This is a genomic window from Streptomyces sp. NPDC005722, from assembly GCF_040630935.1.
Classification (GTDB): domain Bacteria; phylum Actinomycetota; class Actinomycetes; order Streptomycetales; family Streptomycetaceae; genus Actinacidiphila.
Window position 1 is genome coordinate 248,103 of record NZ_JBEXYN010000007.1, and the last position, 13,226, is coordinate 261,328.

10 protein-coding genes are annotated in these 13,226 nt (G+C 71.8%); 7 read left to right on the forward strand and 3 right to left on the reverse strand.

The window, feature by feature from the left end:
* Positions 1-86: 86 nt before the first annotated feature.
* The 4 genes from recD2 (at position 87) to ABZ479_RS12130 (ending at position 5,888) form a co-directional block, all read left to right on the forward strand.
* Positions 87-2,306, forward strand: a complete 2,220-nt coding sequence (gene recD2 / locus ABZ479_RS12115) for an SF1B family DNA helicase RecD2 (protein ID WP_500461496.1) — start codon at positions 87-89, stop codon at positions 2,304-2,306.
* A 131-nt stretch (positions 2,307-2,437) separates the two neighbouring features.
* Positions 2,438-3,727: a citrate synthase gene (locus ABZ479_RS12120; protein ID WP_499599090.1), complete on the forward strand. Its 1,290-nt coding sequence runs from the start codon at positions 2,438-2,440 to the stop codon at positions 3,725-3,727.
* Between the two features lie 424 nt (positions 3,728-4,151).
* Entirely contained in the window at positions 4,152-4,898 is a 747-nt protein-coding gene (locus ABZ479_RS12125) for an SDR family NAD(P)-dependent oxidoreductase (RefSeq protein WP_499599088.1), read from the forward strand.
* Between the two features lie 219 nt (positions 4,899-5,117).
* Positions 5,118-5,888, forward strand: coding sequence for a DedA family protein (locus ABZ479_RS12130; protein ID WP_500461497.1), 771 nt, complete (start codon positions 5,118-5,120; stop codon positions 5,886-5,888).
* 46 nt (positions 5,889-5,934) lie between these two features.
* Here ABZ479_RS12130 and ABZ479_RS12135 read toward each other — a convergent pair whose 3' ends face one another.
* Complete coding sequence (locus ABZ479_RS12135) at positions 5,935-6,597, reverse strand: TetR/AcrR family transcriptional regulator (RefSeq protein WP_499599084.1); 663 nt, start codon at positions 6,595-6,597, stop codon at positions 5,935-5,937.
* A gap of 119 nt (positions 6,598-6,716) precedes the next feature.
* Here ABZ479_RS12135 and ABZ479_RS12140 point away from each other — a divergent pair, with 119 nt between their 5' ends.
* Complete coding sequence (locus ABZ479_RS12140) at positions 6,717-9,002, forward strand: MMPL family transporter (RefSeq protein WP_500461498.1); 2,286 nt, start codon at positions 6,717-6,719, stop codon at positions 9,000-9,002.
* A gap of 18 nt (positions 9,003-9,020) precedes the next feature.
* Here ABZ479_RS12140 and ABZ479_RS12145 read toward each other — a convergent pair whose 3' ends face one another.
* Both ABZ479_RS12145 and ABZ479_RS12150 read right to left on the reverse strand, forming a co-directional pair.
* The gene (locus ABZ479_RS12145) at positions 9,021-9,224 is read right to left on the reverse strand and encodes a MarR family transcriptional regulator (protein ID WP_499599080.1); all 204 of its coding nucleotides are present in this window, start codon (positions 9,222-9,224) and stop codon (positions 9,021-9,023) included.
* 207 nt (positions 9,225-9,431) lie between these two features.
* On the reverse strand, positions 9,432-10,103 hold the full coding sequence (locus ABZ479_RS12150) for a TetR/AcrR family transcriptional regulator (RefSeq protein WP_500461499.1): 672 nt from the start codon (positions 10,101-10,103) through the stop codon (positions 9,432-9,434).
* 59 nt (positions 10,104-10,162) lie between these two features.
* On the opposite strand from ABZ479_RS12150, the gene ABZ479_RS12155 reads away from it, so the two are divergent.
* Positions 10,163-12,184 carry a M3 family metallopeptidase gene (locus ABZ479_RS12155; RefSeq protein ID WP_500461500.1) on the forward strand — a complete coding sequence of 674 codons (2,022 nt, stop codon included), beginning with the start codon at positions 10,163-10,165 and terminating at the stop codon, positions 12,182-12,184.
* A gap of 287 nt (positions 12,185-12,471) precedes the next feature.
* Positions 12,472-12,990: a hypothetical protein gene (locus ABZ479_RS12160; RefSeq protein WP_500461501.1), complete on the forward strand. Its 519-nt coding sequence runs from the start codon at positions 12,472-12,474 to the stop codon at positions 12,988-12,990.
* Positions 12,991-13,226 lie beyond the last annotated feature (236 nt).

Genomic DNA, 13,226 nt, shown 5'->3' on the forward strand with positions numbered 1-13,226 from the left:
GGAGTTGTCCACAGGGTCCCGGCGGTCTGTCGGGGCCGGGCGGTACCGTCGGATCACATCGCAGATCCGAGGAGGTGGCCCGCGCCGTGGGGGAGTTGAGACCGGCCGTCGTCGAGGGCGTCCTCGAGCGGATCACCTATGCGAACGAGGAGAACGGGTACACGGTCGCCCGGGTCGACACCGGCCGGGGCGGCGGCGACCTGCTGACCGTGGTCGGCTCGCTGCTGGGCGCCCAGCCGGGGGAGTCGCTGCGGATGGAGGGCCGTTGGGGCTCCCACCCGCAGTACGGCAAGCAGTTCACCGTGGAGAACTACACCACGGTCCTCCCGGCCACGATCCAGGGCATACGGCGCTACCTCGGCTCCGGGCTGATCAAGGGCATCGGCCCGCGCATCGCCGAGCGGATCGTCGAGCACTTCGGCACCGCCACCCTGGACGTCATCGAGCAGGAGCCCGCCCGGCTGGTGGAGGTCCCGGGTCTCGGTCCCAAGCGCACCAAGCTGATCGGCGCCGCGTGGGAGGAGCAGAAGGCGATCAAGGAGGTCATGGTCTTCCTCCAGGGCGTGGGCGTGTCGACCTCGATCGCGGTGCGGATCTACAAGGAGTACGGCGACTCCTCGATCTCCGTGGTGAAGAACCAGCCCTACCGGCTGGCGGCCGACGTCTGGGGCATCGGCTTCCTCACCGCGGACCGGATCGCGCAGGCCGTCGGCATCCCGCACGACAGCCCCGACCGGGTCAAGGCCGGCCTCCAGTACGCCCTTTCCCAGGCGACCGACAGCGGCAACTGCTTCCTGCCCGAGGAGCAGTTGCTCTCCGACGCGGTGAAGCTCCTCCAGGTGGACACCGGCCTGGTCATCGACTGCCTCGCGGAGCTGGCCGGCGAGGAGGGGGTGGTCGTCGAGCCCGTGCCCGCCCCCGACGGCGGTGGCGACCCGGTCCGCGCGGTCTACCTGGTGCCCTTCCACCGGGCGGAGATCTCCCTGGCCGGCTCGCTGCTGCGGCTGCTGCGCGGCCCGGAGGACCGGATGCCCGCCTTCCACGACGTGGACTGGGAGAAGGCGCTGGCCTGGCTCGGCGAGCGCACGGGCGCGGACCTCGCCCCCGAGCAGCAGCAGGCGGTGCGGCTGGCGCTCACCGAGAAGGTCGCCGTGCTGACCGGCGGTCCTGGCTGCGGGAAGTCCTTCACGGTCAAGTCCGTGGTGGAACTGGCGCGGGCGAAGAAGGCCAAGGTCCTGCTGGCCGCGCCGACGGGACGGGCGGCCAAGCGGCTGGCGGAGCTGACCGGGGCCGAGGCCTCGACGGTCCACCGGCTGCTGGAGCTCAAGCCGGGCGGGGACGCCGCGTACGACCGGGACCGGCCCCTCGACGCCGACCTGGTCGTCGTCGACGAGGCCTCGATGCTCGACCTGCTGCTGGCGAACAAGCTGGTCAAGGCCGTGCCGCCGGGGGCGCACCTGCTCTTCGTCGGCGATGTGGACCAGCTGCCCAGCGTCGGCGCCGGCGAGGTGCTGCGTGATCTGCTGGCCGAGGGCGGCCCCGTCCCGTCCGTCCGGCTGACCCGCATCTTCCGGCAGGCCCAGCAGTCGGGCGTGGTGACCAACGCGCACCGGATCAACTCCGGAGCGCATCCGGTCACCCAGGGGCTCGACGACTTCTTCCTCTTCGTGGAGGAGGACGGCGAGGAGACGGCCCGGCTCACGGTGGACGTGGCGGCCCGCCGCATCCCGCGCCGGTTCGGCCTCGACCCGCGCCGCGACGTCCAGGTGCTCGCCCCCATGCACCGCGGCCCCGCGGGCGCCGGCGTGCTGAACGGGCTGCTGCAGCAGGCGGTCACCCCGGCCCGCCCCGACCTGCCGGAGCGGCGCTTCGGCGGCCGGACCTTCCGTGTCGGCGACAAGGTGACCCAGATCAGGAACAACTATGAAAAAGGCGCCAACGGCGTCTTCAATGGAACCGTGGGGGTCGTCACCTCCCTGGACACCGTGGAGCAGCGGCTCACCGTACTGACCGACGAGGACGAGGAGATCCCTTACGACTTCGACGAGCTGGACGAGCTGGCGCACGCCTACGCGGTGACGATCCACCGGTCACAGGGCAGCGAATACCCCGCCGTCGTGATCCCCGTCACCACCGGTGCCTGGATGATGCTCCAGCGGAACCTGCTGTATACCGCCGTTACCCGGGCAAAGCGACTGGTCGTGCTCGTGGGTTCGCGCAGGGCGATCGGCCAGGCGGTCCGTACCGTCTCCGCAGGCAGACGCTTCACGGCCCTCGACCATCGGCTGGCGCGGGCGGCAAAATAGGCACTGGGTGCCACCATTCGGCTCCCCGACCGACCCCGAGTGCACGTGGCCACGCCAAATGGGGGACAGTAGGGGTAGTCAGGGCACCTTCCAACCTCGAAGAAGAGGCACGACGTCGGTGAGGGAATGACGTGAGCGACAACTCTGTAGTACTGCGGTACGGGGACAGCGAGTACAGCTACCCGGTGATCGAGGGCACCGTTGGGGACAACGGCTTCGACATCGGCAGGCTGCGCGCCGACACCGGCCTGGTCACCCTGGACAGCGGCTACGGCAACACCGCGGCCTACAAGTCCGCGGTCACCTACCTCGACGGCGAGCAGGGAATCCTCCGCTACCGCGGCTTCCCCATCGAGCAGATCGCCGAACGCGGAACCTTCCTGGAGACCGCGTACCTCCTCATCAACGGTGAGCTCCCCACCGTCGACGAGCTCGCCGCCTTCCGCGGCGACATCACGCAGCACACGCTCCTCCACGAGGACGTCAAGCGGTTCTTCCAGGGCTTCCCGCGGGACGCCCACCCGATGGCGATGCTGTCGTCCGTGGTCAGCGCGCTGTCGACCTTCTACCAGGACAGCCACAACCCGTTCGACGAGAAGCAGCGCTACCTGTCGACGATCCGGCTCATCGCCAAGCTGCCGACGATCGCGGCGTACGCCTACAAGAAGTCGGTCGGCCACCCCTTCGTGTACCCGCGCAACGACCTCGGCTACGTCGAGAACTTCCTGCGCATGACCTTCGCCGTGCCCGCCGAGGAGTACGAGCTCAACCCGGTCGTCGTCGACGCCCTGGACAAGCTCCTCATCCTCCACGCGGACCACGAGCAGAACTGCTCCACCTCCACCGTCCGCCTGGTCGGCTCCTCGCAGGCCAACCTGTTCGCGTCGATCTCCGCGGGCATCAACGCCCTGTGGGGCCCGCTGCACGGCGGCGCCAACCAGAGCGTGCTGGAGATGCTGGAGGCCATCCAGGCCGACGGCGGCGACGTGGACGCCTTCATCCGCAAGGTGAAGAACAAGGAGGACGGCGTCCGCCTGATGGGCTTCGGCCACCGGGTCTACAAGAGCTTCGACCCCCGGGCGAAGATCATCAAGGCCGCCGCCCACGACGTCCTCTCCGCGCTCGGCAAGTCCGACGAGCTGCTGGACATCGCGCTGAAGCTGGAGGAGCACGCCCTCAGCGACGACTACTTCGTCTCGCGCAACCTGTACCCGAACGTGGACTTCTACACCGGCCTGATCTACCGGGCCATGGGCTTCCCGACCACGATGTTCACGGTGCTCTTCGCGCTCGGCCGGCTCCCCGGCTGGATCGCGCAGTGGCACGAGATGATCACCGAGCCGGGTTCCCGGATCGGCCGTCCGCGCCAGGTCTACACGGGCGTCGTCGAGCGGGACTACGTCCCGGTCGAGGCCCGCTGACGCGAGCGCTCCGCACGAAGAGAAACGCCCCGCGCCGAATCCCCCCACGGGTTCGGCACGGGGCGCTCCCGTTTCCCGGAGCGGATCCCCCCACGGGTCCGTACCGGGCGTTCTTTGGGTGCGCTCGCCCAACCGGACCAAACCACCCGGGAGGGCCGCTCAAAGCTCTCCGGGCAGTTCGCCCCGGCATGGCGACCGGGCTGTCCCCCAAAGACAACCCGCTCATCATCTCACCGAGTCCGCCGGGAGCCCGGTGTCTTCGCTCGGTTAGACCCCCTCGTAAACCAAAAGGTTACGTTCCAGCCAGTGTGATCTCGGTCATGCCTACGTATCTTCTACGCCATCCGTATCATGGCGCACCCCCGTGTCCGTCGCGTAAGCGAGGTCCCGTAACGTGCTGTCCCTCCTCGAGGGGCGGAGCGTGATGTCGCAGAACGCAAGTGTGGGCCGGCACGTCGTGGTGACCGGCGGGGGAACCGGCATCGGCCGGTCGGTGGCCACCCTCTTCGCCGAGGCCGGCGACCACGTGACCATCGTCGGCCGGCGCCGCGAGGTGCTGCGCGCCACCGCCGACGACCTGCGCTCCCACCACGGCTACGACGTCACCCCGGTCGCCTGCGACCTCGCCGACCCCGACGACGTGGAGGCGACCCTGGCACGGCTGCCCCGGCGCATCGACGTCCTGGTCAACAACGCCGGCAGCCGGGAACTCGCGATCGGCGCCGGCCCGCACGGGGTGCTGGCCCGCTGGCGCGGCGACTTCGAGCGCAACGTCCTCACCGCCGTGCTGGTGACCGAATCCGTACGCGACCGGCTCCCCGAGGGCGGCCGGGTCATCACCGTCACCTCGGTGGCCGCCCTGCGCGGCGGGGGCTCCTACGGGGCCTCCAAGGCCGCCCTGCACGCCTGGAACCACTCCCTGGCGGCCCAGCTCGGTCCGCGCGGGGTGACCTGCAACATCGTCGCGCCGGGCACCGTGGCGGGCACCGAGTTCTTCGGCGCCCGGCTCGACGCCGCCGAGCAGACCCGCCGGGCCGGCCGGACCCTCCTCGGCCGGGTCGGACGGCCCGAGGACGTCGCCTCCGCGGTGCTCTTCCTCGCCTCCCCGGAGGCCGGTTTCATCACCGGGGAGATCCTGCAGTGCAACGGCGGCGAGCTGCTCGGCCGCTGAGCCGCCGCCCGCCGGGACCGGGGGTGTACGCCGGGCGTACTCCCCGCGCCACAGCCGGACCCCGCGGCCCCGTACCTGAGGATGAGGCGCCCCCGGGAAAACCCTGGGAATGCCCCGATCCCGGTGAAATCGCCTTGCCCCCGCCGTCGCGGCCCTGCGAGCGTTGGGGGCCTGGGACGGGACGCGGGGACGGGCCGGGGCGGGAAGAGGGGCGGCCGCATGGACGTTGCACGGATCGTGTCGGCCCTCGACTTCACCGCGGGCCTCGAGGGGTACCTGCGGGACGGCCACGTCTTCTGGGCGTACGCGGTGCTTGCCGCGACGACCGCGCCTCCTCTGGTGCCCAACGCGGCGCTCCTGGTCACCGGGGGCGTGCTCGCCGCCCAGGGACGGCTGTCCATCGCGCTCGTCCTGCTGGTCGTCGCCGGCAGCGCCCTCGCGGGCGACCTGCTGATCCACCGGACCGGCCGGGCCGTCAGCGGCCGGGTGCTGACCAGGCTCTACCGGCGGCCGCGCCGCCGTGCGCTGCTGGAGTGGGCCAGCGTCCGGATAGAGCGGCACGGTGTGCCCTTCGTCATCGCCGTCCGGTTCCTGCCCAGCGGGCGGGTCGTCGGCGGCCTCGCGGCGGGCATCGTGCGGTATCCGGCCGGCCGCTACCTGATCGGGGCGGGCGTGGCCGAGGCGGTCTGGGCGACGTATTCGGTGGGCCTGGGCTACTTCGGCGGCCTCGCCATGTCCAACTCGCTGTACGCCGTCGCGCTGGGCCTCGGAGTCTCCCTGGCCGTGGCCGGAATCGGCAGCGTGGCGCAGCTGCTCTCCGGGCGCCGCTCGGCCGGTGAGGGCACGGCTTCCCCCGGCCGTGTGGTGGCGACCGGCGGCGGCGCGCCTGCGGGGGCGGACGCGGCGGAGGCGGAGGCCGGGAAGGGCGAGGACCGGCACGCGGAAGGCCGGCGAGGGGAGCCGGCGGACCGGCGGGCGCTGCGGCGCTGAGGCGGGCCGGCGAGGGGGCGGGGGCCGCGTGCCGGGCGCCGCGCTCTCAGGAGGTGGCTGCGGGGGTCCGGCCGGCTTCCGTCAGGGGGACGGGCCCGGTGCCGACGTGCGGAGCGAGGTAGCCGTAGAGCGCGGCCTTGAGCTCGCCGACGTACGCCTCGCGCTCGGCGCCCTCGTGCGCCAGGATCAGGGCCAGGCCGGCCTTGAACAGGCCGAAGGCCATCGAGGCCACCCGCGCGCGTTCGGTGGCCGAGAGGGCGGGGGCGCGCAGTCCGAGGAGGGTCTCCACGCGCTCCAGCAGGGAGCTGTGCAGCGCGTCGTGCTCCACGACGACCGTGCCGGGGATGTCGCTGTCGTGGACCAGGGCCAGGAAGGCGGGGTTCTGGCAGTTGAACTCGATCATCGGGTCGACGATGACCTCGAGCATCTCGCGCAGCGGCAGCGAGGCGTTCTCGGGGGTGAACAGCTCCCCGTGCCCCTCGCGCATCCGCTGGTTGAGGATGCCGCCCAGCTCGATGGCGATCGCCTCCTTGTTCGGGAAGAACTGGTAGAGCGTGCCGGGGGACACGCCCGCCTCGCGGGCGATCGCGTTCGTGGTGGCGGCGGTGTAGCCGACCTTGCAGAACACGTCGGAAGCCGCCGCCAGCAGCTGTGCCACGCGCCGTTCGCCGCGGGCCTGCCGGCGCCGAGGCCTCTGCTCCTCAGACACGTGTAATCCCCAATCACCTTTGACAAACGCGAGTGGTCGCTCGCATTCTGGAGAAACGCGAGTGGTCGCTCGTGTTCGCCATTTTACGGCGGTTCCTCAGGGGAGGGGACACCTCTGCCATGTCGGATGTCAACCGAGAGCGCCCGCCGCGGGGCTGGGCCCGGGCGATGACCGCCCGCCCACGCCTGACGCTGTTGCTCGCGCTGCTGTTCACCGCCCTGTCCGTGGTCGCGGGCAGCGGTGTGGCGGACCGGCTGCGCGGCGGTGGCTGGGAGGCCCCGGGCTCGGAGTCGGCCTACGCGGCCGAGGCGCTGGAGCGGTACTTCCCGGATGCGCAGCCCAATCTGATCCTCCTCGTCGAGGGACGGGGCGCCGGTGTGGACTCCCCGGAGGTGGCGGCCGCGGGACGGGAGCTCGGCCGCCGGCTCGCGGCGGACGAGGACGTCACCGGCGTCACCTCGTACTGGACCACCCGGGCGCCCGGGTTGCGCGCCGAGGACGGCCGTGAGGCCGTGATCGCCGCCCGGATCGGGGGCGACGACGACGCCGTCGCCGAGGCCGTCGAGCGCATCGCCCCCGAGTTCCGGGGCGGGCACGGCGCGGTGCGGGTCAAGGTCGGCGGCATGGCCGCCTTCCGGCACGAACTGCAGAGCACGATCCAGGAGGACCTGGCGCGCGCCGAGCTCATCGCCCTGCCGATCACCCTCCTGCTGCTGGTCATGGTGTTCGGCAGTGCCGTCGCGGCCGTCCTGCCGCTGGGCGTCGGCATCGTGGCGATCCTCGGGACCAACGCCGTGCTGCGGGGTCTGACGTCCTTCACGGACGTCTCGATCTTCGCGCAGAACCTCACCACGGCACTGGGCCTCGGACTCGCCATCGACTACGCCCTGTTCGTCGTCCGCCGCTTCCGGGAGGAGCTGGACACCGGCGCCGACCCGCTGACCGCCGTGGCCGCCACCCTGCGCACGGCGGGACGCACGGTGCTCTTCTCGGCCCTCACCGTGGCGGCCGCGCTCTCCGCGATGTTCCTCTTCCCGCAGTACTTCCTGCGCTCGTTCGCCTACGCCGGCATCGCCGTGGTGCTGCTCGCGGCCGCCGCGGCGCTGGTGATCCTGCCCGCCGCCCTGGTGCTGCTCGGTCACCGGGTCAACTCCCTCGACCTGCGCCGCGTCCTGCCGCGCCGGCACAAGGAGCAGGCCGGGCAGGAGCCGGGGGCGGGCTACGCACGGCTCGCGGGGCTGGTGATGCGCCGCGCCCCGCTGTTCGCGATCGGCACGGTCGCCGGGCTGGTCCTGCTCGGGCTGCCCTTCCTTCAGGTGCAGTTCGGCACCGCCGACGACCGTCAGCTGCCGGCCACCGCAGAGGCGCACGTCGTGCAGCAGCACATACGCGACGGCTTCCCCGGCAACCCGGGCGGCGAGATCACCGTCCTCGCCGAGGGCCGCCCGACCGCGGAGCAACTCGGCGACTACAGCGGAAAGCTGTCCGCGCTGCCCGGAGTGGTCGTCGTCGACGGCCCGGCCGGCCAGTACGCGCAGGGCCGCCGGACCGCGGCGCCCGGCCCGGCCGAGGCCGCCAGGGTCACCGACGGCGCGGCGTACCTGACCGTGCTGCCGAAGGCGGAGTCCGTGGACGAGGCGAGCCAGGACCTGGTCGGCAGGATCCGGGCGGTCGAGGCCCCCTTCAAGGCCTCCGCCACCGGCACCGCGGCCCAACTGGTCGACACCAAGGACGTCATAGCCGAGCGCCTGCCCTGGGCGGCCGCCCTGATCGTCGCCGTGACGTTGCTGCTGGTCTTCCTCCTCACCGGCAGCGTGGTGATCCCGCTGCAGGCCGTGCTGCTCAACGCCCTGAGCCTCACCGCCATGTTCGGCGCGGTGGTGTGGGTGTTCCAGGACGGTCACCTGTCCGGGGTCCTCGACTTCACCGCGACGGGGAGCATCGAGACGACGCTGCCGGTGCTGATGTTCTGTGTCGCCTTCGGCCTCTCGATGGACTACGGGGTCTTCCTCCTGTCGCGCATCAAGGAGGAGCACGAGCGCAGCGGCGACCACCGTGCGGCCGTCGTCTTCGGGGTGCGCCGTACCGGCGGCCTCATCACGGCGGCAGCGGTGATCCTGGCGGTGGTGATGGTGGCCATCGGCACCTCCCGGATCGCCAACACCAAGATGCTGGGCCTGGGCATCGCGCTGGCCGTGCTGATGGACGCGATGGTGGTGCGCACCCTGCTCGTGCCCGCCGTGATGCGGCTGACCGGGCGGGCCACCTGGTGGGCGCCGCGACCGCTCAAGGCGCTGCACGACCGGTTCGGGCTGAGCGAGGGAGGGGACCCGGGCGGGGCCCCCGTGCGGGAGGAGCACGACCCCCACCCGGAGCCGGTGCCGGAGCCGGCCCGCTCGGGCTGAGCGGCGGCGGGGCCGGCGTCAGTCGGACTCCCGGCGCCCGCGGTTCCCCGGGCGCCGGGAACTCCACAGACGGACGGTGTCGGCGTACCAGAACGGCTTGCCGCCCTCCACGACGTCGGGGGGCGGCAGGTGCCCGTGCTTGCGGTACGAGCGCACGGTGTCGACCTGCACCCGGATGTGAGCGGCGATCTCGGCGTACGACCAGAGGGTCCGGTCCGTCATCTCCCACGCACCTCCCATGCGCCGGCCTCGGGGGGTGGCCGGCCTCGCCGGGACAACGACATGCGATCAAGGGCGGAAGGGGCTGTTGATCATCTGTGACGCGAAGCCCGCGTAACGGTGACAAACGTGGCGGAGGCAAGACCGGCCCCACCGATTGTCGGAGAAGCGGTCCGGCTGCGGGACGCCGTGTCCCTCCTGCGCCCTCCGTCAGCCCTCGTAGCGGGTGGGCAGCGAGGACACCGAGGACACCTCTCCTGCGGCCCCCTCGGCGGCGGCCCTGAGGCGGTCGAGGATCGCGGTGCCCGCCCGGGTGTAGGCCCCGGCGTCGTCGAAGAGCACGGACTGCAGGTTGCCGCTGTCCATCAGCGCGATCAGCTCGAAGGCCAGCAGCGGGACGTCGGCGTCCGCGCGCAGCTGTCCCGCCCGGCGGGCCTTCTCGAGGGTGATCTCGACGTAGGTGGTCCACTCCAGCCGGGCCTGGGCGACGGCGTCGTGCACCGGCCCCCGGCGGGCCCCGAACTCCGCGGACACCGCGAACAGGAAGCAGCCGCCGGGGAACACCCGCCGCCGTGAGTGGTCCAGGTACGACCCGCACAGCCGCCACACCCGCGCCAGCCCCGCAGGCAGCTCCCGCGAGGGTTCCACGATCTGCCGGACGTACACTTCGCGGGCCGCCCGCACGGTGGCGAGCTGCAGTTCCTCCTTCGAGCCGAACAGGGCGAACACCCCGCTCTTGCTCAGTCCGAGCTCGCTCGCCAGCCGGCCCAGGGACAGCCCTTCCAGACCCTCGGCCGAGGCGATCGCCATGGTGCGCTCCAGCACCAGCCGGCGGGTCTGGTTGCCGCGCTCCACCCGGCCGTCCGTACGCGTAGCTGCCATCCGGGCATCCTAGGGAAGGCCGCCTCCGGGCGGCAGGCACCGGGCGTAAGGTCGGTGGGGTGACCTCGACGAATCCCTTCCTCAGCCCGAGCACCCTCCCGTACGAGCTGCCACCGTTCGCGGACATCCGCGAGGAGCACTACCTTCCCGCCTTCGAGCAGGGGATGGCCGAGCAGCTCGCCGAGACCGGGGCCGTCGCCGCGAACCCCGAACCGCCGGGTTTCGAGAACACCATCGTGGCCCTGGAGCGTTCCGGAGACCTGCTGGACCGCGTGTCGAAGGTCTTCTTCAACCGCGCGAGCGCCGACACCGGTCCGGGCATCCAGGAGATCGAGGCCAGGATCAACCCCGCCCTCGCCGCCCACGCCGACGCCATCCACCTGGACCCCGCCCTCTACGCCCGGGTCAAGGCGCTGTACGACCGGCGCGCGGAACTCGGCCTGGACGCCGAGGCGCTGCGGCTGCTGGAGCGTTACCACACCCGCTTCGTCCGCGCGGGTGCCGAGCTCACCGAGGAGGGCCGCGAGCGGCTGAGGGCGCTCAACGCGGAGATCGCGGAGGCCTCCACGGCCTTCGAGCAGAACCTGTTCGCCGACACCAAGGCCGCCGCCCTCGTGCTCGACGACGCGGACGAGCTGTCAGGGCTCTCACCCGACGCCGTCGCCGCCGCGGCCGCCAACGCCACCGCCCTCGGCCACGACGGCAAGTACGTCGTCAGCCTGAAGAACTTCTCCAACCAGTCCGAACTGGCCTCGCTCGACGACCGTGCCCTGCGCCGGCGTCTGCTGGAGGCCTCGCTCGGCCGCGGGCTGACCTCCAACCGCGAACTCACCGCCCGGCTCGCCCGGCTGCGCGCCGAGCGCGCCGCCCTGCTCGGCTACGGGAACCACGCCGCGTACGTCGTCGCCGACCAGACCGCCGGCACCCCCGAGGCGGTGACCTCCCTGCTCACCCGGCTCGTGCCGCCCGCGGTCGCCAACGCCGAGCGTGAGGCCGCGGCCCTGGCCGCCGCCTCCGGGCTGGAGGACTTCTCCGCCTGGGACTGGACGTACTGGTCGGAGAAGGTCCGCAAGGCCGAGTACGACATCGACACCGCCGCCATGCGCCCCTACTTCGAGCTGGACCGGGTCCTCCGGGACGGCGTCTTCCACGCGGCCGGCCAGGTCTACGGGCTGAGCTTCACCGAGCGCACCGACCTCGTCGGCTACCACCCCGACGTCCGGGTCTTCGAGGTCTTCAACGCCGACGGCTCGCCGCTCGGCCTCTACCTCGGCGACTACTTCGCCCGGGCCTCCAAGCGCGGCGGTGCCTGGATGAACAGCCTGGTCGACCAGTCCGGGCTCTTCGGCCGCAAGCCCGTCGTGGTCAACAACCTGAACGTCGCCAAGCCGGCCGCCGGTGAGCCGGCCCTGCTCACCTACGACGAGGTCAACACCCTCTTCCACGAGTTCGGCCACGCCCTGCACGGCCTGTTCTCCGACGTGCGCCACCCCTTCTTCTCCGGCACGGCCGTCCCGCGCGACTTCGTCGAATACCCCTCCCAGGTCAACGAGATGTGGGTGACCTGGCCCGAGGTGCTGGCCCACTACGCCCGCCACCAGCGGACCGACGAGCCCATGCCCGCCGAGCTGGTGGAACGGATGGAGGCCGCGGAGCGCTTCGGGCAGGGCTTCCGCACGGTGGAGTACCTGGCGGCCGCCGTGCTCGACTGGGCCTGGCACACCATCCCGGCCGGTCACGACCCGGGCGACGCGGAGGAGTTCGAGGCCGCCGCGCTCAAGGAGGCCGGGCTCGCGCTGCCGGCGGTCCCGCCGCGCTACCGCAGCACCTACTTCGCGCACATCTTCGCCCACGGCTACAGCGCGGGCTACTACTCCTACATCTGGAGCGAGGTGCTCGACGCCGACACCGTCGAGTGGTTCAAGGAGAACGGCGGCATGCGGCGTGAGAACGGTGACACCTTCCGCCGTGAACTGCTCTCCCGCGGCGGCAGCGTCGACCCGATGGCCGCGTTCGAGGGCTTCCGCGGCCGTGCGCCGCGCATCGAGCCGCTGCTGACGCGCCGTGGCCTGACCGGCTGACACTTCCGGGGCCTTTCCCGGCCGAAGGGGAGCGTCCGTTCCGTCGTGCGGGCGCTCCCCTTCCGTTTCCGCCCGGTGACCGACGGGCGACGGGCCGTCAGGCGGCGGGCGGGGCGGGGCGGCGGGCGGGGCACGGTCGTACGAATCCGATCGGGCCTCTGATGCTCACTTATCAGGAATGATCTGTACCGGATCGGTCACGGCAACATTACAGACAGCTCTTGTCTCTGCGCGCATGGTGAAGCTCTGCCACGGTGTCTTCACATCCGAGCCTCAGGGGGTTCACCATGTCTCAGCCGTCGCACGCCTCACCACCGGGCCAGTACCCGCCGCCACAGGAGCCGGACTGGAGCCGGCCGCCGAAGAAAACGGGCGCGGGGAAGATACTCGGCTTCGGGGTCGTCGCCATCGTCGTCGTCATCGGCGGCAGCGTCGCCTTCGCCCTCAACACCGGGGCGGACAAGGGAAGTTCGGGGAACGACTCCTCGGCCGTCAGCGCCTCCCCGGAGGATGGCGGCAGCGGGAAGTCGGCCCCGGGGGACGCGAAGATCACCTCGTGCGGTGTCAACGACTTCAGCAAGTGGCCGAGCGTCGAGGTGACCGTCACCAACCACAGTTCGGAGACCTCCGACTACCAGGTGACCATCGACTTCCTCGGTCCGAGCGGGGAGGCCGTCGCCCAGACCGTCGCCAACGCGACCGGCGTGGCCGCGGGGGACCAGGCCGAGACGAGTGCCCAGGGTTCCGAGGCGCTCACCGGTGAGGTCACGTGCAAGATCACCGAGGTGCTGCGCAAGGCGGGCTGACCCCTCGCCCGCGCCGGGCCTGGCGCCGGGGCGAGTACGCGGCGCGATCCGCCGCCCCTCCGGCGCCGGAACCTCCGGTTCGCCTTCCGGACCCCGCGGGACGGCACCGCGGGGTCCGTCCGAGCCTCGCCGGAACCACCGCCGTGCAGGCGGAGGTCGGATTCCGTGAAGGTTCCGCATAAGGGCCCGACACCCCCCAGGTCGATCCGAAATGGCGGAAAAACGTCAGGGGTCGG